Source organism: Cupriavidus sp. UME77 (assembly GCF_014170355.1).
Lineage (GTDB): Bacteria > Pseudomonadota > Gammaproteobacteria > Burkholderiales > Burkholderiaceae > Cupriavidus > Cupriavidus basilensis.
Window position 1 is genome coordinate 13,191 of record NZ_LZZU01000074.1, and the last position, 26,993, is coordinate 40,183.

Below are 26,993 nucleotides of genomic sequence, written 5' to 3' on the forward strand. Positions count from 1 at the left end.
TGAGCCCGGCACCTTGCCGCACAAGGGTTTGGCGGCCCATCATTGGCGTCGCTTGGCAACCCTTGCCATGCGGCTACTTGCCAATACAAAACCGCGTAAAAATCGTCCCCAGCAGATCATCGCTGCTGAACTCGCCGGTGATGCTGTTGAGATGGTCCTGCGCCAGGCGCAGTTCTTCGGCGAACAGGTCCAGCGCCTGCGCCTCTTGCGCCGCGCGCTCTTCGGCCAGGTCCAGGTGCGATTGCGCGTTGCGCAGCGCGGTGAGGTGCCGCTCGCGTGCGAGGAAGGTGCCTTCGTTGCCGGATTGCCAGCCCACCAGCCGCAGCAACTGGCTGCGCAGCAGGTCGATGCCGGCGCCGGTGCGCGCGGAGATCCATACCTCGGCCGGGTTCGGGCCGATGGCGGCTACCACGTGCGGGCGATCCGCGCCGAAGTGGCGCTCGCCAACCTTGGGCGCCAGGTCGATCTTGTTGACCACGCGCAGGATCGGCGAGCCCGGCGGCAGGTGGCCGGAGAGGCGGTCGTCGATGGCGTCGTCGATCTCCGACAAGCCGTGTTCCACGTAGTCGGCCGCGTCCACCAGGTGCAGCACCAGGTCGGCGCGGCCCACGGCTTCCCAGGTGCGCTCGATGCCGATGCGCTCGACTTCGTCGGTGGCGTCTTCGCGCAGGCCGGCGGTGTCGATGATATGCAGCGGGATGCCTTCGATCTGGATGGTCTCGCGCACGCGGTCGCGCGTGGTGCCGGGAATCGGCGTGACGATGGCGAGCTCCGCGCCGGCCAGCGCGTTGAGCAGCGACGACTTACCCACATTGGGCTGGCCCGCCAGCACCACCGACAAGCCCTCGCGCAGCAGCGAGCCCTGCTTGGCCTGCGCCAGCACGCCGGCCAGCGCATCACGGATATTGGCCAGCTGGCCGCGCGCGTTGGACGCTTCCAGAAAGTCGATCTCTTCCTCGGGGAAATCCAGCGTGGCTTCCACCAGCATGCGCAGGTGGATCACCTGCTCCACCAGCGCGCGGATGGCGTCGGAGAACACGCCCTCCATGGAGCGCGCGGCCGAGCGCGCGGCGGCTTCGGTGCTGGCCTCGATCAGGTCGGCCACGGCTTCCGCCTGGGCCAGGTCGAGCTTGTCATTCAGAAAGGCGCGGCGCGTGAACTCGCCGGGCTCGGCCAGGCGCAGGCCCATCTCGCGGCCGGCATCCAGGCAGCGCGCCAGCAGCATCTGCATCACCACCGGGCCGCCGTGGCCCTGCAGCTCCAGCACTTCCTCGCCGGTGTAAGAGTGCGGCGCGGGGAAGTACAACGCCAGGCCGTGGTCGATCGCCTTGCCGTGTGCATCCAGGAACGGCAGGTAGGTGGCGTGGCGGGCTTTCAGCGCCTGGCCACACACGGCCTGCGCAATCGTGCTCACGTCGGGGCCGGACACGCGTACCACGCCGATGCCGCCGCGCCCGGGCGCGGTAGCAATGGCGGCGATGGGCGTGGTGCGAGCGGAGCGAGGCTGGAGGGAGTGGGTTGCGGTCATGGCGGTCGTGGCAGTCATGCCGATATTGTCGCAGATCGATCCGGCGCAACCGTGGCATCCGGCGCATCCGACACATCCGGCGCATGCGCTGCATCAGCTACATCTGCTGTATCTGCCGCATCCATCGCGGGCATGTTCAGGCACTCCATCATCAGGCGGCGTGCCACCGCGCCGTCGATCAGGTCGCCCAGGCTGCCTTGGCGCTTCACCAGCTTGCGGTGCAGGCGCTTGGCATAGCGCTTGGCCAGTACCGGCTCCAGGGCCTCGATCACATAGCGCAGCCGCTTGCTGCCAATGCGAAAGCGATGCACGCGCGCCAGGTCTTTCGAGCGCGCGGCGCGCGCCAGCGACTTCACGCGCTTGCTTGCGCGGCGCACCCGCCGGCGCGCGAAGTCTGCCAGCCGGTCCTGCGCGGCGGCGCCCGCGCGCTGCGCGCCGCCATCGCCCAGGTGCATGAGGTCGCGGTGCAGCACGGGCAGCGGCCAGTGCTGGTGTTCGGTGAGCTGCGCCAGCATGGTGGCGCGTGCGTAGTGGCGGCGCGTAATTGCGGTGTCAAGCACCGCCAGCAGCACCGGATCCTCAGGCTGCAAGTCCAGCGCCGGGCGCAAGGTCGTGCTGACGAACACGTCCCAGTCGCGCACGTCGCTGGCGGCCTGCGCCAGCTTGCGCAGGCAATCATCCCAGCGCGCGCGGATGGCCTTGGGCAAGGCCGGGGCAAATGCCCAGCACACGGCGCGCAGACGCCGCACCGCTACACGCAACGCATGCACATCGTCGGGATGGTCGCGCCGGTGCAGGGCATCCAGCTGATCGGCAACCGCCACCAGGCCCGCATCGCCAAGCGCGATGAAGGCATCGATGGCGCGCATGCGGGGGTGCAGCTGCATGGGAAGGTTGGCGGCGCGCATAACGTATCGGCGTGGGCATAGCTACCGGAACAGCCTGATCTTGCGCAGGCCAGCTTCAGGGCATGTTTCCGGGCGCGGTTCAGGGCATGTTTCAGGGCACGTCTAATCAGTGTAGGCGATTGTGCCGGTTGCGCCGCACTCCATTGACAGCCCGCGCGCTTCGGGTTGCAATGCCTGCTGGCAACGCCAGCCGGCCAGCCATCACAACAGCCATCACAAGGCCGTACCCGATCACCACCCGTGCGAGGAGCAGCGCCATGTCCACCGAACAAGAACGGCTTTTGCTGCGCGACACCATCGAGGCCGGCTTTCGCCAGGCTGCCTTTGTCGCAGACGTAGGCATCCGGCTGGTGGATTGCGGGCCGGGCTGGTGCGAGAGCGAACTGCTGGTCACGCCCCGCCACCTGCAGCATGGCGGCATCGTGCATGCCGGCGTGCAAGCCACCATGGCCGACCACACCGCCGGCGCGGCCGCCAGCACCATGCTCGACGCCGGGCGCCATGTGGTCACCGCCGAATTCAAGATCAACCTGCTGCGCGCCGCCCGCAGCGATCGCCTGACCTGCCGCGCCGACGTATTGAAATCCGGCCGCACCATCATCGTGGTCGAGGCCGATGTCTTCGCCAGCGTGCACGGCGAGGCGGTGCTCGTCAGCCGCTTCAACGCCACCATGAGCGTGCTCGACCTGGCCTGAGCCAACACTGTGCCAATACCGGGCCAACCCTGCGCCAACGCCGGACGACAAAAAACACCCAAGGAGAAACAACAAGATGATCGATCACACAGGCGTTGTCGTCAGCGATTTCGCGAAGAGCCGGGCCTTTTACACCGCCGCGCTGGCCGCGCTCGGCTTCATCAAGAACATGGAGTTGCCCGCCAGCGTGACCGGCTACGCCGACGTGGCGGGCTTCGGCCCGCCCGAGAAGCCCGAGTTCTGGATCAGCAGCGGCACGCCCAACCAGCCACCGCTGCATATCGCCTTTCGCGCGGACTCGCGCTCGCAGGTGGATGCCTACTACAAGGCCGCGCTGGCGGCCGGCGGCCGGGACAACGGCGCGCCGGGTTTGCGCCCGCACTATCACCCGAATTATTACGGCGCCTTTGTGCTGGACCCGGACGGCCACAATATCGAAGCGGTGTGCCACGCGCCTGAGTGATACGGGGGCGCCTGCGCCAGCCACATCGTGCTGCACTTCACGCGGCTCCTAGCTAAGCCACCCCTCTCCCCCTGAGGGGAGAGGGATTAACTGCCGTCGTCATTCCAAGCGGCTTTGGCGCATCGTCGGCTTCGTTCAGGCGCCGCCGGAAGCAAAAAAAAGCCCGGTGCATCGCACCGGGCTTTTTTGTCGCCAGCGGGTTTGCCACCCGCCGGCACGATTCACTGCAACTTCAACTTCAGCCCTTGGCCACCGCGGCGGTCTTCGCCTTGTTCTTGCCAAGCATCCGGTTGATCTGCCATTGCTGCGCGATCGACAAGACGTTGTTGGTGACCCAGTACATCACCAGGCCAGCCGGGAAGAAGAAGAACATGAACGAGAACACCAGCGGCATGATCATCATGACCTTGGCCTGCACGGGGTCCGGCGGGGTCGGGTTCAGCTTGGTCTGCACGAACATCGACACGGCCATCAGCACCGGCAGGATGTAGAACGGATCCGGCACCGACAGGTCATGGATCCAGCCCAGCCAAGGCGCGCCGCGCATTTCCACCGACGACAGCAGCACCCAGTACAGCGCAATGAACACCGGGATCTGGATCACGATGGGCAGGCAGCCGCCCAGCGGGTTGACCTTCTCGGTGCGGTACAGCGCCATCATCTCCTGGTTCATCTTCTGCGGATCGCCCTTGTGGCGCTCGCGCATCGCGGTCATGCGGGGCTGCAGGTCCTTCATCTTGCCCATGGACTTGTAGCTAGCCGCCGACAGCGGGAAGAACACCAGCTTGATCAGCACGGTCAGCGCGATGATCGACCAGCCCCAGTTGCCCAGGAAGCCGTGGATCTTTTCCAGCAGCCAGAAGATCGGCTTGGCCAGGATGGTCAGCCAGCCATAGTCCTTCACCAGTTCCAGGCCCGGGGTGATCTTCTCGAGCATGCGCTCTTCCTGCGGGCCGGCGAACAGGCGCGCATCGGTGGTCACCGTGGCACCCGGGGCGATCGAGCCCAGCGGCTGCTGCACGCCCACGCGGAACAGGTTGTTGTCGATCTTCTCGACGTAGAAGCTGTGCTCCTTGCCCGATTGCGGAATCCACGCCGAGGCAAAGTAATGCTGCACCATCGCCACCCAGCCGCTGGTACCGGCCGCGGGGACCGAAGCCTTGCCCTTGCCGATGTCGTCGAAGGTGATCTTGTGGTACTTGTCGGCGTCGGTGTAGATGGCCGGGCCGGTGAAGGTGCTATAGAACTGCGACTGCTCGACCTTGCTGCCGTCGCGCGTCAGTTCCATGTACAGCGTCGGCGAGATCGGCTTGCCGCTGTCGTTGGTCACGGCAAATTTCGTGTCGACAACGTAGCTGCCCTTGTGGAAGGTATAGGTCTTGTCCAGCTTGACCCCGTCCTTCTCCGCCGTCAGCGTTACCGAGACCTTGTCCGAGCCAGCCAGGTCGCGCGGGCCCGCCGAAGCGGTAAACACCGTGGTGTGGTTGGGCAGGTCGCCACCGATCAGGCCGGAGCGGGCCATATAGGTGCGGGTCTGGTCACGCTCGAACAGCACGACCGGCTTGCCGTCGTGATCTTTCTGGTTGAGCAGTTCCAAGCGCGTCAGGATGCCGCCGGCGGTATCGATCTGGGCACGCATCACGTCGGTGCTGACCACGATCTTCTCGCCGCTGGGCTGGGCCGCGGCTACCGGGACGGACGCCGGAGCGCCTGCGGCGGCGCCGGCAGTTGCATTGGCCTTGGGCACATCGCTTTGCGGGGCCGAAGCGCCGCCTGCGGTTGCCGGAGCCTGCTGCGTCGCGCTCGGGAAGAACATCGACTGGTGACCGTTGGCGCGCTGCCAGTTGTCGTAGAGCAGCACGAGGGCCATCGAGAAGATGACCCAGAGTATGGTGCGTTTGATATCCATGTCTCGCTGTGGTCGGGGGAAATCAGGGGCGGGGTAGCCGGATCGTGACTGGATGGCCAGTCGCGGGGCGAGCCCGGTCTTGCTTGGTTGCCGATGCCGGTGGCACCGGATCATACCCGCCATCCGTGAACGGATGGCAACGGCATAGCCGGCAAGCGGCCAGCCAGCTGCCGCGCCCTGCGCCATGGCACAGGATCGCTTCGCGGGCGTAATCGGAACAGGTGGGCAGGAAGCGGCACTGCGAGCCAAAAAACGGGCTCAGGGCGATCTTGTAGATGCGCAGCAGGGCAAGCAGGATTCGCTTCATGGCAGCGGGCCGGTGTCAGGCAGGAGCGCCCGAGGGCGGGACTTCCGTGGGCGCAGCCTCGGCGGACTTCGGCGGCGACACCCCGGAAGGGGCAGCAGGGCGCGGGGCAAGCGGCTTTACCGCTACCTCGAACAAGCCGGTCAGCTCGGCCAGGCACACCCGGCGTATCGCGGTGCGGCTGGCAAACTCCGCGCGCGGAAACTTGGCTTGCAGGCGCAGCAGCACATCGCGGCCCGCGAGTTTGTCCTGCCGTTGGCGGAACAGTTCCCGCACCATGCGCTTGACCAGGTTGCGCTCGGCGGCACGCGCCGCGAACTTCTTGCCAACCACCACGCCCAGGCGGGCTTGCGGCAGGCCGTTCTCGCCCACATACAGCACGAAATGCTGGCTGCGTCGGCGCGGACGCAATGCAAAAACGGATGAAAACTCATCCGTTTTTGTGAGCCTCGCGGCTTTAGGGTAGGCAAAGGTAGTCACGCTAGGCAAAGCGAGCGGAAAAGCTGTGCTTGGCTGCTGGCTACCGGCCGTCCAAAAGGCGAGGCGAGTGGCCAAGGCGGCGCAAGCTGCTGCACCGCCGTGGCCGGTCGCCAGGCCCTTAGACTGCCAGGCGCTTGCGGCCCTTGGCGCGACGCGCGTTGATGACGGAACGGCCGCCGCGGGTCTTCATGCGCACGCGGAAACCATGGGTACGCTTGCGGCGGGTAACGGAAGGTTGGTATGTACGTTTCATGTTGCACTCTCTGGTTGATCTGGGCTCGCCCGGCTTCCGGCGTTAAGCCGGGCGCCGCCGCGTATGGTTCGCATGGGGCTGCCGCGGTTTGCGGTGTTGCCGACTGCTGTGGTGATCTTGCTGCCGGCCGTGTATCTCGCGAATCGATGGCACCGACGAATCGGACATCGACGCCGCGCGAAGCAGTTGTGGGAGGGAATCTTGCCGGAGCAGAAGCGTAAAACCGTAAAACCAACGCATCCGTTCCAACCCCATCAGCCTGCCCGGCCCGCTGCCTGTTCCGGCCAATCCAGCTGTTTCCGGCGCGTCTCAGCTTAGTCAAAAACCAAGGATTCGCACCAGTCTTGCACGGAACAGGTCAGACCCGGCGATGCGCATACGTGATCCCCTGCGGCATCGCAGAACCCGCCATTTAACTGAGTTTCGCGCGACGTGTCAAGACTGCAGATGGATTAGCGCCTTGTGAAGCACCCCTGCCTTAAAAACACGCAACAGGCCGTTGTATTTCATTGTCCACAATCGCCAGTGGGTAAGTTTTTTTTCTTCAGGGGTGCCACCCGGGGTTGGCCAAGGTGAGCGAAGTCACTGTTTCGACTAGGTTTTCCCGTGTTTTGGCTACCCGGAAACCCGCGCCAGAACTAGGGTTGTGCACAACAATCCACTGCTTTTTCACAACTTATCCACAGACTTATCCTTTGTGGATAACTTAGGGCGGGGGGTACAATCCGGGTCCAAACACCACACGGGCTGCGTGGCGCAAGCGCAACCCGGGCAACACCCCTGGCATGCCGGACAACGGACGCGCAACGGGCAAGCGGCGATTTCATCGCCTCGCTCGTCAGCGGCTCCCGCTTGTCGCGTCGATCACCATGGGGGCCCGGGCTGCGGGGTCAATTGCGGATCGCTTGGCGATCGCTTTCAGGTTGCATGGACTAACGGCAGGGATGCATCACCGATCCTTGCCTGTCGTCCATTCGGCCGGACTGTCCATGCACCGTGGCGAACACCGAACAACAAAACAATGCAAGATTTCTGGCAGGCAGCAGCCGCGCAACTCGAGCGCGAACTGACGCCGCAACAGTTCAAGACCTGGATCAAGCCGTTGGCGCCTGTCGCCTTCGACGAGGAAGCGCACGCGCTGCGCATCGCCGCGCCCAACCGCTTCAAGCTCGATTGGGTAAAGAGCCAGTTTTCCGGCCGCATCACCGCGCTCGCCTGCGAATACTGGGAAGCCAACGTCAGCGTTCACTTTGTCCTGGACCCCGCCGCCTCGGGCCGGGCTGCCGCCGGCTATCCGCAGCAGGCCGGCCAGCCGGGCCAGCCCGGCATGGCGGCGCAGCACGCCGGCCCCGGCTATCCGTCCGGCCAGCCGCTGTCGCAAAACTTCGGCCAGCCCGGCATGCAGCCGGGCCAAGGCGGCCAGGGCTATGGCCCCATGAACCAGGCCGGCGGCCAGCGCGGCGGGCAAGCGCCCTACCCCGGCAACCCGGGCAATGGCAGCAACGGCGGCAATGGCAGCAACTACCCCGGCAGCGCCAACCAAAGCAACATGGGCGGCATGGGCGGCGAGATCGTCGACATCGACGTGCCGCAGCTGGACCCGGCCGAAGCCAGCGCCCGCTCCTACCGCGTGCAGCCGTCGCAGCAGCCCATGCAGGGCGGCCACCCCGGTAACCAGGGCGGCCATCCGGGTCATCAAGGTCATCCGGGTCATCAGGGCCACCAAGGGCACCCGGGCCAGCAAGGCCACCAAGGCCACCCCGGCAACCAGCATGGCGGCCAGCAGCAGAACGACTCGGTGCACGAGCGCTCGCGCCTGAACCACATCCTCACCTTCGACAACTTCGTCACCGGTAAGGCCAACCAGCTCGCGCGCGCCGCCGCCATCCAGGTGGCCAACAACCCCGGCAAGTCCTACAACCCGCTCTATCTGTATGGCGGCGTAGGCCTGGGCAAGACCCACTTGATCCACGCCATCGGCAACTTCATGTTGCTGGAGAACCCGCGCGCCCGCATCCGCTACATCCACGCCGAGCAATACGTCTCCGACGTGGTCAAGGCCTACCAGCGCAAGGCGTTCGACGAGTTCAAGCGCTACTACCACTCGCTGGACCTGCTGCTGATCGACGATATTCAATTCTTCTCCGGCAAGAACCGCACGCAGGAAGAGTTCTTCTACGCCTTCGAAGCCCTGATCGCCAACCGGGCGCAGGTGATCATCACCAGCGATACGTATCCCAAGGAAATCAGCGGCATCGACGATCGCCTGATCTCGCGCTTCGACTCCGGCCTCACGGTCGCCATCGAGCCGCCCGAGCTGGAGATGCGCGTCGCCATCCTGATGAAGAAGGCCGCCGCCGAGAATGTGAGCGTACCCGAGGAAGTCGCCTTCTTCGTCGCCAAGCATTTGCGATCCAACGTGCGCGAGCTGGAAGGCGCGCTGCGCAAGATCCTCGCCTTCTCCAACTTCCACGGCAAGGACATCACCATCGATGTCACCCGTGAAGCGCTGAAGGACCTGCTGACGGTGCAGAACCGCCAGATCTCGGTTGAGAACATCCAGAAGACCTGCGCGGATTTCTACAACATCAAGGTCGCGGACATGTACAGCAAGAAGCGGCCCGCCAATATCGCGCGGCCCCGCCAGATTGCCATGTACCTGGCCAAGGAACTCACGCAGAAAAGCCTGCCGGAAATCGGCGAGCTGTTCGGCGGGCGCGATCACACCACCGTGCTGCACGCGGTGCGCAAGATCGCCGACGAACGCAGCAAAGACGCGCAGCTCAACCACGAGCTGCACGTGCTGGAACAGACGCTCAAGGGCTGACCCCGAGCGTCGGATCGTAGCGAAACAGCAGTGAAGCAATAGTGAAGCAGCATTTGCCAGCCCGGTCACGCCGGGCTGGCATACTGTAGGGTACGCGCCGGGCAGGATCCGGCGCATGAATCAATCGGAAAGCAACACCGGGGCATTGCGGAACATTGCCATGAAAACGGCCTGGGCTAAGGCTTTGCGGTGAGTCGGGACGAGCGGGCGGAGGGGGCGGCCAGCGACAACAGTCGCCAGCCACCGAAGAAGTCTGAATTTGTGTCGTTTTGCGCACAATTTCACCCTCCGATCGCGCTTCTCCCGCTTCACCGCAGCGGCTTATCCTTGGTACAATGGCGAATTAACTTGTTGATTCCAAAGCGTTTTGGAAGCAGTTCTGAAAACTGCGCAGCAAGTTAGTGCCAGTCAGTGCGCACCCGCGGTCGCTTACTACAAACGACGAAGGATAAATTCAATGCAATTGGTCAAAACCTCGCGAGACAATCTGCTGCGTCCGCTGCAAATCGTGAGCGGCATCGTGGAGCGCCGCCACACACTCCCGATCCTGGCCAACCTGCTGATTCGCAAGTCCGGGTCCAACGTATCCTTCCTCTCGACCGACATCGAGATCCAGATCACCACGCACGCCGAATGCGGCGTAGGCAGCGACACCGTGGCCACCACCGTGGCCGCCCGCAAGCTGCTCGACATCCTGCGCGCCATGCCCGACGGCGAAGTCGCCCTGTCGCTCAACGACAAGCGCATGACCGTGCAGTCCGGCAAGAGCCGCTTCGCGCTGCAGACCCTGGCCGCCGAAGAATTCCCCACGGTAGCCGAAGCCAGCGAGTTCGGCGCATCCGTCAGCCTGCCGCAAAAGACCTTCAAGCACCTGCTCGCCATGGTTCACTTCGCCATGGCCCAGCAAGACATCCGCTACTACCTCAACGGCATGCTGCTGGTGGTAGACGGCAAGAAGGTCATGGCAGTCGCCACCGACGGCCACCGCCTGGCCTACTGCGGCGTGGAGCTGGATGCCGAAGCCACCAGTGGCGAAGGCGCCCCGTCGCGCCAGGAAGTGATCATCCCGCGCAAGACCATCCTCGAGCTGCAGCGCCTGCTGGAAGACAACGACGATCCCGTGCAAGTGCAACTGGCCGCCAACCAGGTCAAGTTCACCTTCGCCAATATCGAGCTGATCTCCAAGCTGGTCGAAGGCAAGTTCCCGGACTTCCAGCGCGTGATCCCCAAGGGCTACAAGAACGCCTTCGCCATCGACCGCGTCAAGCTGCAGCAAGCCCTGCAACGCACCGCCATCCTGACCACCGACAAGTTCAAGGGCGTGCGCTGCATCCTGGATACGCACGTACTCAAGATCAGCTCCACCAACGCGGATCAAGAAGAAGCGCAGGAAGAACTCGAACTTGATTATTCGGGCGACGCGCTCGACATCGGGTTCAACGTCACCTATTTGCTGGACGTGCTCGCCAACCTCAAGAGCGAGCAAGTCCAGGTCAGCCTCGGCGACTCCAATTCGAGCGCGCTGATCACCGTGCCGGAAGACGACAACTTCAAGTACGTTGTCATGCCGATGCGCATTTGATGAGCCGGTAACAAGGACCACAAGATACGCAAAACCGGAGCATCTAACGGCACACCACGGCTTGCGCAGCAGCCCCAGGGGCCCCGCGCAAGACCCGCCGCACCAGGGGCCGGATCGTCGAGATCCGCCCCTTTTGCCGTTTTTATGTAACCCGCTATGCGGCCCGATCCGGGCGCGCCCATCCGGGCGTGACGAGAGATCGCCGCATTCGCCGTGAGTAAGAGAACATGACCGAAGAGCAACAACCGCAATCGCAACCGCAACAGCAAGACAGCTACGGCGCAGGCTCGATCCAGATCCTGGAAGGCCTGGAGGCGGTGCGCAAGCGTCCGGGCATGTACATCGGCGACACGTCCGACGGCACCGGCCTGCACCACCTCGTATTTGAAGTGCTGGACAACTCCATCGACGAAGCCCTGGCCGGCTGGTGCACGGAAATCACCGTCACCATCCACAGCGACAACTCGATCTCCATCACCGACAACGGCCGCGGCATTCCCCCGCTCGTCAAGTTCGACGACAAGCACGAACCCAAGCGCAGCGCGGCCGAAATCGCCATGACCGAGCTGCACGCCGGCGGCAAGTTCAACCAGAACAGCTACAAGGTCTCCGGCGGCCTGCACGGCGTGGGCGTGTCCTGCGTCAACGCCCTCTCCAAGTGGCTGCGCCTGACCGTGCGCCGCGACGGCCAGGCCCACCTGCTCGAGTTCGCCCAAGGCGCCGTGCAAAACCGCGTAGTGGAAACCGTGCCCGGCCCCGACGGCGTGCCCGTGGAAGTCTCGCCGATGAAGGTCATCGGCCCCACCGACAAGCGCGGCACCGAAGTCCACTTCCTCGCCGACGAAGAAATCTTCACCAACGTCGAGTTCCACTACGAGATCCTGGCCAAGCGCATCCGCGAGCTCTCGTTCCTGAACAACGGCGTGCACATCCGCCTGGCCGATCAACGCACCGGCAAGGAAGAAGACTTCGCCTTCTCCGGCGGCGTCAAAGGCTTCGTTGAGTACATCAACCGCGGCAAGAGCGTCCTGCACCCCAACATCTTCTACGCCAACACCGAAAAAGACGGTATCGCCGTAGAAGTGTCCATGCAGTGGAACGACGGCTACAACGAACAAGTACTCTGCTTCACCAACAACATCCCGCAGCGTGACGGGGGCACCCACCTCACCGGGTTGCGCGCCGCCATGACGCGCGTGATGAACAAGTACATCGAAGAAAACGAGATCGCCAAAAAGGCCAAGGTAGAAACCACCGGCGACGACATGCGCGAAGGCCTGGCCTGCGTGCTCTCCGTCAAGGTGCCCGAGCCCAAGTTCAGCTCGCAGACCAAGGACAAGCTCGTCTCCTCCGAAGTGCGCCTGCCCGTGGAAGAACTCGTCGCCAAGGCCCTGGGTGACTTCCTGTTGGAAACCCCGGGCGACGCCAAGATCATCTGCGGCAAGATCGTCGACGCCGCCCGCGCCCGCGAAGCCGCCCGCAAGGCCCGCGAAATGACCCGCCGCAAAGGCGTGCTCGACGGCATGGGCCTGCCCGGCAAGCTCGCCGACTGCCAGGAAAAAGACCCCGCCCAGTCCGAACTCTTCCTGGTGGAGGGTGACTCCGCAGGCGGCTCCGCCAAGCAAGGCCGCGACCGGAAGTTCCAGGCCATCCTGCCGCTCAAGGGCAAGATCCTGAACGTGGAACGCGCCCGCTTCGACAAGATGCTCTCCAGCCAGGAAGTGCTCACGCTGATCACCGCGCTAGGCACCGGCATCGGCAAGGACGACTACAACCTCGAAAAGCTGCGCTACCACCGCATCATCATCATGACCGACGCGGACGTGGACGGCTCCCACATCCGCACGCTGCTGCTCACGTTCTTCTACCGCCAGATGCCCGACATCATCGAGCGCGGCCACGTGTATATCGCCCAACCGCCGCTGTACAAGATCAAGCACGGCAAGGAAGAGCGCTATATCAAGGACGACAACGAGCTCAACGCCTACCTGCTGCGCCTGGCCATGGAAAAGGCCGCCCTGGTCAACCCCGACGGCAGCGAAGTTGCCGGCGACGCCCTGACTGAGCTGGCCCGCCAGTACCAACTGGCCGAAGCCGTGATCGGCCGCCTGGCCCGCATCGTGGACAGCGACGCCCTGCGCGCCATTGCCGACGGCATCGAGCTGGACCTGGACAGCGCCGCCGCCGCCGAAGCCTCAGCCACCGCGCTCAAGGCCAAGCTGTCGGAAATGCACGCCAAGACCCTGCTGGGCGCCGCCGTGAATGACGACGGCACGGCAGACGTCTATGCGCAGTTTGACGAGAAGACGGACAAGCACCGCCTGATGATCGCCCGCCGGCATCACGGCAACGTGCGCCTGTCTCACCTGGACGCAGACTTTGTGCACGGCGCAGATTACGCTGCGCTGTCGCTGGCCGCCAAGACCTTCCAGGGCCTGATTGCGGAAGGCACCAAGGTGCGCCGTGGCGAGGGCGAAAAGATGCGCGACCAGACGGTGAATGACTTCCATGCTGCCATGCAGTGGTTGTTGTCTGAGGCCGAGCGTGGGGTGTCTCGTCAGCGCTATAAGGGGCTGGGGGAGATGAATCCTGAGCAGCTTTTCGAAACCACCCTTGACGTGACTCAGCGCCGTTTGCTGAAGGTGCAGATTGAGGATGCTATTGCGGCGGATCAGATTTTCACCACCCTTATGGGGGATGAGGTTGAGCCGCGTCGGAATTTTATTGAGAGTAATGCGTTGGTGGCTCGGAATATTGATGTTTGAGCGGCATCGCTAAAAATCCCTAATAAAAGAACCAATCTCTATATGAGGTTGGTTTTTTTTGTCAAAAATACTATCAAGTGATGTTTTCGTTGCCCGCCTCTGTGTCCAGAGGATTGCTGGCGATCTCGTATAACGGAGAGTGAGTTGGAAATATTTGAAGGGGTGAAAGGACTGGTAAGCCTAGGCACCGCACTAGGTATCTCATCGGTGATGCTCGGGTCCATCGTGGTGGCATGGTTGGTCTGGCGGCGGACGAGGTCAACCCATAGTCTAATGACGAGGCTATGGCTCCGGTTTGACCGAAATTCAAAAAATACTGATCAAATTATTGCCGGTTTTTTAAGCGGACAAACGAATCTAATGCAATTTAGATTCACGACGGGAGTGCCTGCCAGAACCCTTTTGCAGGCGCAAAATCTTATCAAGTGGACCAATTCCAACGATGAAAATATCGATACGGTAAAGGCATGTGGGGAGTATTTTGATATTGAGTTGCCTGGATTAAAAGGGAAAGCCCATTTGCCCGGAAAATGTAAGCAGAGATTTCTGTTTTTAATCTTTATTTCCCTCTTTGTAGCCGCTGCACTTGTTGCCGTCGGTGCAATTCAATCCTCGGCAATTTTGCGCACGAAGGATAGTGGGCTTACCTTCCTGTTGTCGCAAGATAGCGCGGTGATGTTCTGGTCGAATGCCTCCTTTGGGGCAAAACAGTGCAAGGAAGACCGCACCGATATCGCGCTGGCAACTAAATTCAAAGGGTTCGAGGTCGAAGCGATATGCGATCTCCTTGTTGAGGGGCGGGCTTCGGAGTATGTGCGCACGAACGTGCAGTTGCAGCGAGTAATGCTTCCATTCATTTCGGGATTTATGGCAACAATCGCCTTTATGTGCTTGGCTTCTGTATCGTGTGGCATTAATGCCCTCGCAATGTCGGGCAGGTTGGAAAAGAAAAAGGGCCTGGCTCTTGCTTTAGCCGACGATGGAAAGAAGTCAGTTCAGCCGTAGATCAGGCGGAAACTAATATGCGAGTTTGATTTGTTAATGTGCATGTCCGAGATGTACCTCTTGAAAAGTAGCGGGTATCTGCTGTTACAATCTAACTAACAACATGTAAGGTGACAAAATGGTCGACGGCCCTGACGAATTAGTTGATGAGATCGAAGCATCAGAAGATGATCCTTCGAGTGAGGATGTGCGGGAGGCAACCGATGAGAGCGTTGAAGACGAGTTGGTCAGGCAGCCCTTTCGTGTTGTTTATCAAACGAATAATTTCTTGCTTCCACAGATTCGCGATCTGATTATCGTTGGGGACGATGTAAATCTTCGCCCGGAATATCAACGCCGACTCAGATGGAGCAATCAGCAAAAGTCGCTTCTAATCGAGTCGCTTTTGCTAAATGTACCTGTCCCTCCGGTGTTTTTCTACGAGAACGATCTAGCCCGATACGAGGTTATGGATGGCCAGCAGCGATTGAATGCCATCAAGGAATTTCTGAATAATGAATTTCAACTCCGTGGCCTTCAGATTATATCTTCCTTGAATGGCCGGTCTTACGCAAAGCTACCGCCCAAAGTCAAGCGAAGTCTCGATCGCGCCTCAATATCTGCCATCGTCTTGCTTCAGGAGTCTCAAGGGAAAATAAAGAAAGCTGGCTCATCTCGATTTTATGAACTGAGGCGATTTGTTTTTGAGAGGCTGAATACAGGAGGGAAGAGGCTTAGCGCGCAAGAGATTAGAAATGCCATTTATGGGGGCGAATTCAATGATCTTATTGTTCGTCTTTCTCGTAATGAAATTTTCACTCGAGTTTGGGGGATTCCTGCGTATACAAATGCAGATCCAAACGAATATTACGAGGAAGAGAGCCGGCAGAAAAACAGTCTTTATAAAACCATGGGGGACTGTCAATTGGTGCTTCGTTTCTTTGCGCTTGACAATGATGAACACATTCACGGTTCAATGAAATCCATGCTCGATCGTTGCATGGAGCGCAATCTCGATATCACGCGCGACGAGGCAAACGCTCTCGGTGAGCGCTATGTTTTACGCCTTGCACTTGTTGATCAGCTATTCGATGGCGTTCCTTTTCGGCTAAATCAGAAGTCAGGAGATAGTCGGCCCATCGCTGGTGTTTACGACGGGGTGATGATCGCCGTGGATCAGTTCTGGCGGAAGCGCACCAAGCTGCTGGCAAACAAGCAGGCAATACAGAATGACTATGCCGCTTTGACCAGAAAACTCGCCAAAACGGGGACACTTACCGGTGCGGCAAACACGGCGGCAGATATTAAGGAGCGAATCGCTCTCTTTCGCGATCTTTTTAAGGCATACGTGTAGTCATGGCAGCAGCCGATCTTCAAGGACCATTGGATGATTTTATTGGCCGAATTTTTCATATTCGTGCTGCCATGGTCGCTATCGAGTCCGCCGCGAAATCTCCTGGAACGCTAACAACAGCACGCAGCGAAGTTGATTTAAGTAAAATTGGTTTGCAAACTGGCAACACCGTAAATGCTATGGCATTAATTTTTCTGGCGTCAAGCTTTGAGGAATTTGTTCGTGAGGAGATAGTGCAGTGCGCTGGCTATCTTTCCGAACGTTATGCCCATCTAAACGATGATGTTCGTCATGGAATCAGAAATGCATATTGGGGGGCTGCGTTAGATAAGCTCAGATTCAATTCATCCATCTTGACAAAGCGAAAGCCAAAAGTCCCGGATGTGAATGTCATCGGGAAGGCGCGCGCTCTGCTGGATTCCTTGCAAGGGTTCGCAATTAGTGACGATGCAAGCAAACTTGAAGGATCATTGTTTGGTCAGCACTCCAATAATTTTCGGCCGCACGTAGTTAATGAAATCGCTCATCGTCTGGGGATAAAGGAAATATTGCTTAGCGTAGCCGAAAATACGAAGATAAAATCTTATTTTGGCGTAACCGTAAAGAGTATCGCAGCTGAGCGGCTCAAGGCGAAGCTCGACGAATTTTATGATCGTCGCAACGAAATTGTGCACTCGTTGACTGGCAACACCGGATATGCGGTTGACGTTGTGATGGATTACATAAAGATGTTCGAATTGACCGCTGAGTCAATGACGAATGTTTTAACTAAGGAGTTGGCGAGTTGGTAGGCGATGAGGTCCTATTTTTATAATTTCCAATTCATATCCGCTGTGGTATGAGTGCTCGTTGGATCCATGAAGACAGCCTTAGCTAGGTAAAGGCGTTTGGCAGCGCAAGCGCCGGCTGGTGAAGCTATTAAATATGGAGCGGAACGAGGGATGAATCGAATATCTCGTGATGGCGCTCACACTGCCTTCACGGACTCCCCCTTTCCTTTCGATCCCCCTTCCTGCAGTACCAAACAGTCCGCAGTCCTCATCGTTCCGGCGTGCGACGCTTTTGCTTAGCCTGACACGTTGCGTACCGCGATCACTTGCCATGCCGCCGATGTTGCTACATTGGAAAGCCCTAGACGGGAAACCCCACCTCACGGGGGTGTTGGATTGCATCGCCTGAGTCGTTAATTTGTCGGATCCACCGTCAATGATGGTGGTGTCGGGGAATTTTGACAGTTCTCACCTCCGTATTCGATGCTGGCGCTACTCGCCCGGAGGAATCAATTCAAATAAGGGTAAAGAATGAGCGTAATGTGGGGGATCTCTTTGTTTCTAATCGCGGTGGTTGGGCTTTGTGGAACCATCGCGACGGCATCAAAAGAGTTTAGAGGGATTTTCCTACCGGGCAAATTTGCTAAGTTAGGCGTATTGACAGGGAAAGCAAAGCAAGAAATTGTCTCCAAAGTCGGTCCACCAACGCATGTTAGTGTGCAGCCGGAGGGAAAAATGCTCTTGCAGTGGATTTTCAAAGATTATCATATAGCGCTCTTGTTTGATGGGGACGTATGTGAGGGTATTACGCACGAAATGGCGTCTAGGTAATAACGATGGACCATTACCAGTGGCGGCCCCGGGGCAGGTTGCCGTTTCCTTAGTCACTTGCCATAAAGGCCGTTAAACGGACTATTAAGGACGATGAATCTCTTAGCTCGCATTCCCAGACAACGAGGACGCGCCAGCCTAATTTTTCGAGCGCCGTTTTCGTATTGAAATCCCGTTGCTTCGTTCGTTCTCGTTTAGGGAGCCAATAGTCGCAGTTGGTAGTCGGCAGCCGTCGTCCCGTTTTACAGTCATGACTATGCCAAAAGCATCCGTGAACCAGGATTGCGCGCTTCCGCCCAAGATAGGCAATGTCGGGTGTCCCTGGCAAATCGCGTCGGTAAAGTCGATAGCCAGGATATCCGATCTCGCGCAGCAGCCTACGCACAGCCAACTCTGGCTTCGTATCGGTAGCCCGAATCGCCGACATGATTCGAGATCGTTCTGGAGTGGTAGAGAACTTGTAAGCTGCCACCCGCGATCCTTCTGGTGATCCTATGGGCAAGATACCAGAATCCCCCGCACGTTCGTCGCCTATATGGCGAGCGCCGGTTGCAACAACGAGTTAACAACTTGCCTAACTTCGTGCGGCATGCGCTTTGCAGATAGCGGCAGGCGCACATACTCTTCGAATTCGGCTTCAAGTGCACCGGGCGGGGGGCACGTTGCGAAAAAGTCACGAAAAGTGACCGCTGAAAGCTCAATCTTTACACCGTCGATTATTTCCAGCGGTCGTGGATGGTCAGCCAACTTATGGGCCACAAACACTATTCGAATTTTCCATCGATCAAGTTCAGCGATACCAATCAACTCTTCCTTGCGGCGCTTGAAGACCTTTCGAAGCGTGCGAACGTGCTCATCGATATACACGGTCGATAGCTCCCCGCCGTGGGCCTCATAAGCGACAATTTCCAGACTCGCCGCATGCTGGAAGTCGATGTCACCCAGTTTGCGTTGGCTCAGATTTGTAGCATTTACTGAGTCTTTCAGACCACGCCCGCGCCAGCCAGCCGCCTGCAGGTGTTTTCCCGACACGAGGGCGTCCAAGACCCTCTGTTCCAAGATGCCAAAGGTGCAGGTATTTCCCGTCGCCACGGCGTCCAATATCGATTTGATCTCGGGGCTGGCTAGCACCGCAGGAATTGGGTCGGCGAGCAGCTCCTTGAGTCGCATAAGTCGATGCAGAAGAAGGCGAACCCAGCGTGCAAGCTCCCTGCGGGCGGCGAAGCTCATTACCTCCATGCCCGAGAGGACAAAAACGAGCGCAGATGCCCCTGGCAATTCGGAAGGCTTCTTGCTCCTGGCCCAGGACTCGTCAATGCGTTCCACCGATTTTGCGTTGTTTAGGAATGGATTGCCGGCAGTGGCGAGTGCTGGCGGATACTGGTCGAAGAGCCACAGGGCTGCGCGGCCGCGCGGAGCGAATTCGTATAGATCAGTTATGGCGTGGTCGAAGGCATCTGCAATGACACACTGATAGTGCAGGATCTGGAGGTACGGTACGTACGCGAACGTCTCTTCTTGGCCGGCACTTATATTGACGCGCAACAAGTCCGTGAGAGCCATTTCCATGTTCCCCTCGAAACCGAGCCGACTGGCCTTATCCGAGACAAGCTGAATTGCCGTTGCTAAATCGGCATCCGCAAATGCCTTAAGCTCTGAGTTTTGGTCTCGAGTAAAGAGTCTCTGAACATTCTTAAGCTCTAATCCCGGCTCCAGCTTCACCGCTTGAAGTGCTGTGGCGATAGACTGACGGCTAAAGCCTACACGCGGATCAATCTCTGCAAGCAATTTGGCAATCTGAGCAGAGGAAAGTCCTTCATCTGCCGCGAGATCAACAATGAGAAAGATGTGGCTTAGAAAAGCTGTCGCCTGGAAATGCGACATCAAATGTGCTTCGACCAATTTACGGTGAAGCGTGAAATAACAATTCGCGACCGGCACTCCATGGGAGTTATCCGCTCTTTTTAGTACGGCAACCACAACGGTTTTAAATAGATCAGAGGGCAGTCCGCTTTCCTGCCACGCATCGATTTCGTTAGCAATCGAAGGCGAAAACTCGTGGAACGAAATACCTTTAGCTTTGAGTGCCTGTGCGAGTGCGATGCCACACGCGCACTCTTGCCCAGATCTAATCGGTAGCAAAAGGCTTCTCAGAAGGGGACGCAGTTGCCCTGCACTAGCCATTGATTGTCCGTTAGGTCTTGTTACTGTGCTGCGCTGTTAATAGGACAGCCGCCTCGATGCCCAGAGCATTGGCGAACTTATAAATAGTCTCCAAGCTGACATTTCGATGACCACGCTCGCAACTGCTCACATAGGTGTGGTCCAACTTTGCAAGAGCTGCTAATGCCTCCTGAGACAGTCCAGCCTCCAACCTGAGTTGGCGAAGTCGTTGGCCAAATGCCGTCTTAGGGGTGATCGAATTTTTGAGCGCCATGGTTCCCCAATCATGACTCGGATTTTGACTATGAGTCTACGGACTATGAGTCAAGTCTTCGAAATTTGAGCGCCTTGTGGCTCGCGTCTTGGGGATGTGCAATCGGCTAGTCAGCTGTTATCACGGAAGCTATTTTTTCTGCCAAAGCTCGGATTGAGCTTGTGCTAGTTTTAAGTTCAGCTTCTATTTGGTGGCGGTGGGCGACAATTTTACGGGGAAGGATATTCAGCAGATCGTCCTTGAGGCAAACAGATTCTGCATGGTTTTCGAGATACTTGTTGCGTATCTCGAGCCATGAGCGCTGCAAATAGGTGGGGCAAAATCTAGTGAGCTCTATGGATCTTGCGGGGTCATTATATCCAAAATCTTGGATATTCCATTCTGACGTTGATGCTATGGGAAACTTGGGCCCGGCGATGGCGATGTCTGAACCGATGGAGGTTATTATGGGAATATAACCCGATGCTTCCCGTTTGACGGATCGGGCATGCGCCTCATCATTGATCAGAAATAATCTCTTCGACGCATCCCAAATTAGGCACTTGGCCTCAAGGCGCTCGGTTCGATTATCCCACGACACGCTGATGTCCACATCGTCGACAGGGCCTCCTACTGAAAAGAGGTCGTGGCAAATTGCATCCAGGCCAAATGCCTTCTCAAGATGGATGATGGCGACTATTTCACCGAGAACACCTTGGACATCGTTCGCGCGATTGCCGGCCGGGCCGCGATCCCTGTTCTCTACACGAATTTTGTCGTTAGCAAGCGTTCTGAGTTCGGCGATAGCAACAGCTGTTACCCATAACGAACGATCGAGAGCGATCTTCCTCACTTCGTGCAGTCTTTCCACCCCTTCAGGGGCGGGAAGGCTGTTATTTTGCACCAGTGGCGCAGTTGCCATTGCGGCATCTGTCGGCGTAGTCATTCAATTCTCAAGATATTGCCTATGCAGAAGGCACATCTTAGTTGATCGTCTACTATTCGGGCAGCCACCCCAAGGGGGGGCTTGCCCGAAGCCAAGATCTATTGAGGGTGCCGCAGTTGGAGTCCGTCTAGACTAGGTCTTTTCGACCGTGCGGATTTTTGGCGCCCTTTTCTTTTGCGGCCGAACTGCATTCAACGACGACAAAACGGCTATTCCGACCATCTTCGCCAAGTCTGGCGGAACCGCGTTGCCAATTTGCGCATAGTGCTGATTGCGACGTCCGATGAACTCAAACCAATCGGGAAACGACTGCAATCTAGCTGATTCACGGACTGTCAAACGGCGGCATTCATTGAGTGTCCCGCTGCGTGGCCTTCCCCCGTTAGACAAATGGTCATGATATTTTCGAATTATGCCTTCGGGGTCGAGAATATGCGTCCTATTCCCCCCGGCGGTCGCGGGAATGGTGAGAGAAGGCGCATCCATGTTTAATGGGCGTCCCTTTCCATTGAGTAGCATCCCGGCGTATGGGCTTTTCCGGAGAATCGGATTCTTGGCGAGGACAACCTTTGCGCGATTCGGCTCATCGTGAGGAACGTCGGCGAGCGCTTGACGGACTGTCTGGTACTTCTTGCTGCCGTGTGGGCCATGCGTTGGGGATGGAAAGGAAAAAGGCGTTCCAGGAGGTACGCCGACAATAAACAATCGTAGTCGTTTCTGGGGAACACCATAATCAGCAGCGTTCAAGACCTTCCAATGTACGTCATAGCCCAGGACTTCTAGTTCGTGAAGCCTCGCGTCCAGGTAGGGTCGAAACCGTGCCATAGTCAATCCATTGACATTCTCCAGTAAGAATGCCTTAGGCTTGATTTCTCGAACCGCTCGAATGAATTCGGGGACCATGTCACGGACGTCGAGATGCCCCATTTGCTTTCCAGACACAGAGAATGGCTGGCATGGAGGACCACCTGCTACCAAGTCAATGGCGCTTGCGTACGTAGTAAAGTCAATGTCCCGAACGTCGTCGCAGACGTGTAGGACTTCCGGCATGTTCTTGCGATGCGTTTCAACGGCCGTTGCGTCATATTCCACTGCGACGCGCACGTCCCATCCAGCCATTTTTAGGCCCAATGAGAGGCCACCTGCGCCGGCGAAAAGGTCGATTGCTCGATTCATTCGTTCTCTAGTTCAATATCGCGAAGCGCGAGAGTTACTGCCAAAACCGCCGCTGGCGGCGCCTCGACGACTTTCCGGTCCAAGGTCAGCAGAGGATAGGGCCATGCGGAAATCTAGACGATGTTCTGCCATCTCACCCATCAAGATCGCCGCAACTGCGAAGTGCGTCGGGACCTCACCGGTCCGAGCATAGTTCGTCACGGAGTTCGGGTTGAGGCGTACCAAAGTGGCAAATTCCTTCACCGTAACTCCTGCTTTGCCTAACTGCCGGCGGAACTCGTCATATGTCATAGGCGGGATCATACCATGGGATTGCCGGCTGACGAACGCATATTTTTGTGTGTTGATCACATAAAGAAATGTGTTTGTGGGTGCTGAGGTATGGTCCGGGTTGAAGCGCGGAGAAATCGGTTTCGTCCAGCCGCAACTGCATTGGCACATTGCCCGACGGCACTCCTCCACCCTCCTAGCGAGCGTCACGTCTTAGGAAAAATCCTAAAGGATGTGGGAATATTCCTATTCGGACGGGAATTAGAACGAGGGGACCGATGGACGGATGGACGGATGCCGAACTTGCAGCGGCAGTCGACGCATACAGGGACATGGCGAGGCGTGAAGCTGCCGCTCAGCCTTACAACAAACGTGAAGTGTATCGGGCGCTTCAGCGTGCATATGGCCGTACCGAAAAGTCATACGAGTATCGGATGAAGAATATCTCCGCAGTTCTCCTGGAGATGGGTGAAGAGCCGATTCCGGGGTTGAAGCCGGCCGGCAATGTTGGGACCAACGTAAAGGTGCGTCTTATTTCGCTGCTTGCCGATCCGGGAGGGGAGCGCGTCCCCCGAACTCAGCCGAGTCCGAATGGCACGCGCTCTATCAGGAGGATCACGCAGACAACTGTGTATGACCGTGATCCAGACGTTGTGCGAAAAGCCAAGCAGCGTGCGAGCGACGGCAGATGCGAATGCTGTGGCGAACTCGGTTTTGAGACGGATGTTGGTGGCTATTACCTGGAAGCACATCACGTCGTGCCGCTGAACTGCGGCGGCCCTGATACGGTTTGGAACGTTGTGGCAATCTGTTCGAACGATCATCGGCGTGCGCACTTCGCGCAAAACAGGTCGGCCCTTCGTGATCAGTTGGTCGGTGTTCTTGGCAATCACTATCCCGACCGGCTCGGGGAACTGCTTGGACTCTGCCGCTCTATGGATGCGCTTCCGGATCTTGCTGAGCAGTTCGAACTAGATCCGAATTCCTGAGCCGACTGTTGGGCGTCCCCCTTCGTGCCGATGTTGTCCGCGGATTTGCTGTCAATGTTCCACCTAACCGGGCAACGTTGCGGGTGGCGCTTGTTTCTTGGTTCTGAGCCTGCGCTTGGCTGAATGCCTTGCCTGGCCCTTCTCACCGAACCTTCTTCAAATCCCTCTCAATTCGCTCAAGAATCGGCGACGTGTGCCCGTTGCCCTCGTCGGTCCGCCCGGTAACCAGCCAATACGCATACTGCGGCCAGATCTCCGCCATCTTCTCGATCATTTCTTGCGTGAAGCGCTGCTTCCCCCGGCAGGCGTTCTTCCAGCTGTCCGCCTTGATCCCAGTCAAGTCTTCCATGTGCTTGTACCGGCGATGGCCTTCTGCCACAAAATCTATCAATTCTTCGACGCGATTGCGCATTTCAATTAGGATAATTTATCCTTGTTGGGTACATTCGTGCACATGGCGCTTCGCCCGCATCGCAAGCGGATCGCGAGGCAGCATGGCTAGTAACGACCGCCCGTACTGGCTTCTTCGCCAGCGGCGAGGCGGAACTGTTCGCGCACTGCCACTAAGCCGCTGGCAGATATGGCCGTACCTCTGGCAAGAGTGCCAGATATGCGTAGGCGTCCACCAAGCAAGAGCTTGGAGGATGCGGCGCGGGCGTGAGCAAAGCGAGCCACGCTTCCAGAGGAAACAAGAGTCACATTATGGCTTATGCCCAAGCTTCCCATGGCGGTTTGCTGAGTCCTGCATCGCCAAACGTCGCGCTTGCTAGTGAGCCTTCGCAATATCGCTACCACTGAATCAAAAACGGGATCCCTGTAGCAGTCCCTCACCAGAGGGGACCTGCAGGACATAACCGGGGTAACCGCAGTGCCCAGCACCCCGCCAGTACCTTGGCGGGGAACGGGTTGTTAAGCGTTTGGGGAACGAGACGATCGCTGCCCCTTCTGCCGGTCGGCCAAATCCAGCAAGCCGACACGGGCGGGACGACCACTCAACACACCCCGCTATTCGCCAAAAGGTGATCCCATGACTGCACGTCTGAAAACTCTCGCTCCTGCAACCGATCCATCCGAGTTCAGCATGCTTGCCCAAGCGCTGCTGCCGGAGGAGTCCACGTCTGCACCGACTGACTCCACCCACGAAACCATCCACCAATCCTGCCACGACCTCCTGCGCGTCAGCGCAGGCCTGGAATCCCTCCTGCTCCTGCTGGAGCTACAGGCCGACGAGCAAGCCGCCAACAACGGCCTGCATGCCCTGCTGGCTCCGCTAAAGCAGCAGCTGGACCAGGCAGTGAACCGCGTGCAAGCGCTGTACTGAGCCACACCCGTTCCCCACACCCGCACCGCCGCCCGCAAGGCCGCAGGCGGTGGGGAGTCACACGCCGATCGACGCAAGCACCCACCGCCGCCGCGTGCCGGGACGATGGTCGCCAACGCCGCCCATCGCCATACCGATGTCCGCGATTGCAACCTGATCGCACCCCGATCACAAAACAGGAGGTACCCATGACCGTCCGCCAACGTCGCCCGCGCACCGCCGCCGAAGCACGGGAAGCCGCCGTGGAAGCCAGGCTGATCGCCGAGCCCTTGCTGCCGGGCAACGAAGCCGGTCCGAGCCACGACGCTACCCACCGAGGCTGCCATGAACTGCTGCGCATCAGCGCGCATCTGGAATCCGTCATCACGCTGCTGAACCTGCACGCGAGCGATAGCCGCCTGCATGCCTTGCTGATGCCGCTAAAGCAGCAGCTGGACCAGGCATTGAACCGGTGCCGGCGCTGTACCCGGGCCTGCGGGGTTCGTTCGCGGTCCGCGCCTGCGTCGCGGCCCGCTTCTGCCCCGACGTAGGCAAGGTCTCTGGCCGAACGGCGTAGCCACGTAAATCATGCCGTTGGCCCACTTGGCCCATATCACGACCACCGAATCAAAAACGGGATCCCTGTAGCAGTCCCTCACAAGAGGGGACCTGCAGGACATGACCGGGGTAACCGCAGTGCCCAGCTCTCGCCAGTACCTTGGCGGGGAACTGGGTTGTTGAGCATCTGGGGCGCGAGGCAATCGCTGCCCCCTCGCCCGGCCGGCCTAACCCAGCCAGCCGGCACGGGCGCGACGACCAATCAACACACCCTGTCATTCGCCAAAGAGGTGATCCCATGGCCGCACGTATGAAAACACTCGCTCCCACCGCCGATGCATCCACGCTCAGCATGATTGCCCAAGCGCTCTTGTCGGAGGAAGCGACACCCCCGCCGGATGACCCCAGGCGCGAAGCCATCATGCAGAGCTTCGACGAACTCCTGCGCGTCAGCGCGGGCCTGGGCACCATCCTGACGCTGCTCGATCTACAAGCCGACGCGGCAATCGATTGTGTTGGCCTGCATAGCCTGCTGGCGCCGTTGCGGCAGCAGCTTGACGCGAGCGTGAATCGCATCGACGCGTTGTTCTGAGAGCCGATGGCTGGGCGGCATCCGCTCAGCCGTCAACGTCGCGCAGGTTGCATGGCGGCGTAGTCGGGAAGCTGAACTAACACTGCCGTCGCTTTGCGCAGCGTCCAGATGAGAGCCCGCCTCTCAAATTCTCGACGCACTCCCGTACTAAGTGACATGTCTTCACGTCACTACGGACCTTTCCCAACGCCAATCAGGCGATCCGCAGGCACATTGGCAAGGCGTTCGAGCACGCCGAGTGTCGGCGACCTGACAAGCGACGGAAGGCATGCACGATGCGCTCGATCCGTTTGCCCGCGCCGTTTACTCCTTTCAAGACTCGGCGCAATGTTGCGGCAGATGCGCTCACCACGAGACCACGAAACGCACCGCTATAAGCATCAAACGATGCTATATTGAGTGCTCACACTTATGGAGGCTCCCATGCGTACGACGATTTCGCTTGATGACGACTTGATCGCCAAAGCTCAGGCTTATACGGGTGTGGAAGAAAAAACGGCACTCGTGCGCGAAGCGTTAAAGGCCTTGATCCAGCGTGAAGCCGCGAAACGACTCGCGAATCTTGGCGGTAGCCAACCGGGCATCAAGGGGGCGCCACGTCGTCGGTTGGACGTCGAATGATCCTTGTCGACACGTCGGTCTGGATTGACCATATCAACGCTTCTGATCCGATGCTGATTAGCCTGCTTGCCGAGGGGCGTGTGCTGGCTCATCCCTATGTGATAGGCGAGATCTCACTCGGTAGTTTGCGTGACCGTGACGTCGTGCTTGGCGCGTTGCTCGATCTGCCGCGCGCGCCAGTAGCCACACCGGAGGAGACGTTTTATCTGATCGAGCGCGAAGGATTGTTCAATCGTGGAATCGGATTTGTAGACACGTCGCTGTTGGCGTCTGCACGCCTACAACCCGGCATCACCATCTGGACGCGCGACAAGCGATTGAAGAAAGTTGCCGATGAACTCAATCTCAGCGCAGTGCTTGCGCACTAGAAAACGGAAATGGCGGGTGGGGAGGATCGGGCAGTCGGCAAGCTGAGCCCACACTGCCATCGCCCTGCGCGGCGTCCGGATGAGAACCCGCCTCCCAGCTTCAT

Annotated in this window: 26 protein-coding genes; 14 read left to right on the forward strand and 12 right to left on the reverse strand. The window is 59.0% G+C overall.

Annotated elements, in window-relative coordinates:
* Window positions 1-73 precede the first annotated feature (73 nt).
* Together mnmE and A9975_RS29040 are read right to left on the reverse strand one after the other, a co-directional pair.
* Window positions 74-1,528, reverse strand: a complete 1,455-nt coding sequence (gene mnmE, locus A9975_RS29035; RefSeq protein ID WP_183035849.1) for a tRNA uridine-5-carboxymethylaminomethyl(34) synthesis GTPase MnmE — start codon at window positions 1,526-1,528, stop codon at window positions 74-76.
* A 14-nt stretch (window positions 1,529-1,542) separates the two neighbouring features.
* Window positions 1,543-2,415 carry a CHAD domain-containing protein gene (locus A9975_RS29040; protein WP_255503846.1) on the reverse strand — a complete coding sequence of 291 codons (873 nt, stop codon included), beginning with the start codon at window positions 2,413-2,415 and terminating at the stop codon, window positions 1,543-1,545.
* Between the two features lie 278 nt (window positions 2,416-2,693).
* Between A9975_RS29040 and A9975_RS29045 the strand changes: the two genes are divergently transcribed.
* Window positions 2,694-3,131, forward strand: a complete 438-nt coding sequence (locus tag A9975_RS29045; protein WP_183035751.1) for a PaaI family thioesterase — start codon at window positions 2,694-2,696, stop codon at window positions 3,129-3,131.
* A 76-nt stretch (window positions 3,132-3,207) separates the two neighbouring features.
* On the forward strand, window positions 3,208-3,594 hold the full coding sequence (locus A9975_RS29050) for a VOC family protein (protein ID WP_183035752.1): 387 nt from the start codon (window positions 3,208-3,210) through the stop codon (window positions 3,592-3,594).
* Window positions 3,595-3,832: 238 nt separating this feature from the next.
* Here the strand turns inward: A9975_RS29050 and yidC are convergent, their stop codons facing one another.
* From yidC to rpmH, 4 genes are all read right to left on the reverse strand, one after another.
* Window positions 3,833-5,503, reverse strand: a complete 1,671-nt coding sequence (yidC, locus tag A9975_RS29055) for a membrane protein insertase YidC (protein ID WP_183035753.1) — start codon at window positions 5,501-5,503, stop codon at window positions 3,833-3,835.
* Window positions 5,504-5,525: 22 nt separating this feature from the next.
* Window positions 5,526-5,810 (reverse strand): membrane protein insertion efficiency factor YidD, encoded by a 285-nt coding sequence (gene yidD, locus A9975_RS29060; RefSeq protein WP_082054956.1) that lies wholly within the window; start codon window positions 5,808-5,810, stop codon window positions 5,526-5,528.
* A gap of 15 nt (window positions 5,811-5,825) precedes the next feature.
* Complete coding sequence (gene rnpA, locus A9975_RS29065) at window positions 5,826-6,287, reverse strand: ribonuclease P protein component (protein ID WP_150985330.1); 462 nt, start codon at window positions 6,285-6,287, stop codon at window positions 5,826-5,828.
* A gap of 118 nt (window positions 6,288-6,405) precedes the next feature.
* Complete coding sequence (rpmH, locus tag A9975_RS29070; protein ID WP_017229861.1) at window positions 6,406-6,540, reverse strand: 50S ribosomal protein L34; 135 nt, start codon at window positions 6,538-6,540, stop codon at window positions 6,406-6,408.
* 1,021 nt (window positions 6,541-7,561) lie between these two features.
* On the opposite strand from rpmH, the gene dnaA reads away from it, so the two are divergent.
* The 6 genes from dnaA to A9975_RS29100 all read left to right on the forward strand — a co-directional run bounded on the left by dnaA (window position 7,562) and on the right by A9975_RS29100 (window position 16,843).
* On the forward strand, window positions 7,562-9,367 hold the full coding sequence (dnaA, locus tag A9975_RS29075; RefSeq protein WP_183035754.1) for a chromosomal replication initiator protein DnaA: 1,806 nt from the start codon (window positions 7,562-7,564) through the stop codon (window positions 9,365-9,367).
* Between the two features lie 457 nt (window positions 9,368-9,824).
* Window positions 9,825-10,949 carry a DNA polymerase III subunit beta gene (gene dnaN, locus A9975_RS29080; RefSeq protein WP_150985332.1) on the forward strand — a complete coding sequence of 375 codons (1,125 nt, stop codon included), beginning with the start codon at window positions 9,825-9,827 and terminating at the stop codon, window positions 10,947-10,949.
* A 227-nt stretch (window positions 10,950-11,176) separates the two neighbouring features.
* A complete protein-coding gene (gyrB, locus tag A9975_RS29085; protein ID WP_183035755.1) occupies window positions 11,177-13,714 on the forward strand; it encodes a DNA topoisomerase (ATP-hydrolyzing) subunit B in 2,538 nt (845 codons plus the stop codon).
* A gap of 144 nt (window positions 13,715-13,858) precedes the next feature.
* Window positions 13,859-14,719: a DUF6216 family protein gene (locus A9975_RS29090; RefSeq protein WP_183035756.1), complete on the forward strand. Its 861-nt coding sequence runs from the start codon at window positions 13,859-13,861 to the stop codon at window positions 14,717-14,719.
* Between the two features lie 118 nt (window positions 14,720-14,837).
* Window positions 14,838-16,052: a DUF262 domain-containing protein gene (locus A9975_RS29095; RefSeq protein WP_183035757.1), complete on the forward strand. Its 1,215-nt coding sequence runs from the start codon at window positions 14,838-14,840 to the stop codon at window positions 16,050-16,052.
* Between the two features lie 2 nt (window positions 16,053-16,054).
* Window positions 16,055-16,843: a HEPN domain-containing protein gene (locus A9975_RS29100; RefSeq protein WP_183035758.1), complete on the forward strand. Its 789-nt coding sequence runs from the start codon at window positions 16,055-16,057 to the stop codon at window positions 16,841-16,843.
* 859 nt (window positions 16,844-17,702) lie between these two features.
* Here the strand turns inward: A9975_RS29100 and A9975_RS29105 are convergent.
* From A9975_RS29105 to A9975_RS29125, 5 genes are all read right to left on the reverse strand, one after another.
* Window positions 17,703-18,125 carry a very short patch repair endonuclease gene (locus A9975_RS29105; protein WP_370565735.1) on the reverse strand — a complete coding sequence of 141 codons (423 nt, stop codon included), beginning with the start codon at window positions 18,123-18,125 and terminating at the stop codon, window positions 17,703-17,705.
* Between the two features lie 59 nt (window positions 18,126-18,184).
* Window positions 18,185-19,837: a hypothetical protein gene (locus tag A9975_RS29110; protein WP_183035759.1), complete on the reverse strand. Its 1,653-nt coding sequence runs from the start codon at window positions 19,835-19,837 to the stop codon at window positions 18,185-18,187.
* A 10-nt stretch (window positions 19,838-19,847) separates the two neighbouring features.
* Window positions 19,848-20,090, reverse strand: coding sequence for a helix-turn-helix domain-containing protein (locus tag A9975_RS29115; protein ID WP_183035760.1), 243 nt, complete (start codon window positions 20,088-20,090; stop codon window positions 19,848-19,850).
* A 106-nt stretch (window positions 20,091-20,196) separates the two neighbouring features.
* Complete coding sequence (locus tag A9975_RS29120) at window positions 20,197-21,015, reverse strand: hypothetical protein (RefSeq protein WP_183035761.1); 819 nt, start codon at window positions 21,013-21,015, stop codon at window positions 20,197-20,199.
* A gap of 132 nt (window positions 21,016-21,147) precedes the next feature.
* Complete coding sequence (locus A9975_RS29125) at window positions 21,148-22,191, reverse strand: DNA cytosine methyltransferase (RefSeq protein ID WP_183035762.1); 1,044 nt, start codon at window positions 22,189-22,191, stop codon at window positions 21,148-21,150.
* Between the two features lie 704 nt (window positions 22,192-22,895).
* On the opposite strand from A9975_RS29125, the gene A9975_RS29130 reads away from it, so the two are divergent.
* Window positions 22,896-23,450, forward strand: a complete 555-nt coding sequence (locus A9975_RS29130) for an HNH endonuclease signature motif containing protein (protein WP_183035763.1) — start codon at window positions 22,896-22,898, stop codon at window positions 23,448-23,450.
* Window positions 23,451-23,592: 142 nt separating this feature from the next.
* Here the strand turns inward: A9975_RS29130 and A9975_RS29135 are convergent, their stop codons facing one another.
* Window positions 23,593-23,862 (reverse strand): DNA-binding protein, encoded by a 270-nt coding sequence (locus A9975_RS29135; protein WP_183035764.1) that lies wholly within the window; start codon window positions 23,860-23,862, stop codon window positions 23,593-23,595.
* Between the two features lie 615 nt (window positions 23,863-24,477).
* Here A9975_RS29135 and A9975_RS29140 point away from each other — a divergent pair.
* The 5 genes from A9975_RS29140 to A9975_RS29160 all read left to right on the forward strand — a co-directional run bounded on the left by A9975_RS29140 (window position 24,478) and on the right by A9975_RS29160 (window position 26,889).
* Window positions 24,478-24,771 carry a DUF1484 family protein gene (locus A9975_RS29140; protein WP_183035765.1) on the forward strand — a complete coding sequence of 98 codons (294 nt, stop codon included), beginning with the start codon at window positions 24,478-24,480 and terminating at the stop codon, window positions 24,769-24,771.
* 188 nt (window positions 24,772-24,959) lie between these two features.
* A complete protein-coding gene (locus A9975_RS29145) occupies window positions 24,960-25,301 on the forward strand; it encodes a DUF1484 family protein (RefSeq protein WP_183035766.1) in 342 nt (113 codons plus the stop codon).
* Window positions 25,302-25,606: 305 nt separating this feature from the next.
* Window positions 25,607-25,900 (forward strand): DUF1484 family protein, encoded by a 294-nt coding sequence (locus tag A9975_RS29150; RefSeq protein ID WP_183035767.1) that lies wholly within the window; start codon window positions 25,607-25,609, stop codon window positions 25,898-25,900.
* A gap of 423 nt (window positions 25,901-26,323) precedes the next feature.
* Window positions 26,324-26,521: a type II toxin-antitoxin system VapB family antitoxin gene (locus tag A9975_RS29155; protein ID WP_183035768.1), complete on the forward strand. Its 198-nt coding sequence runs from the start codon at window positions 26,324-26,326 to the stop codon at window positions 26,519-26,521.
* Entirely contained in the window at window positions 26,518-26,889 is a 372-nt protein-coding gene (locus tag A9975_RS29160; protein WP_183035769.1) for a type II toxin-antitoxin system VapC family toxin, read from the forward strand. The genes A9975_RS29155 and A9975_RS29160 overlap by 4 nt, the downstream gene beginning before the upstream one ends.
* Window positions 26,890-26,993: the final 104 nt, after the last annotated feature.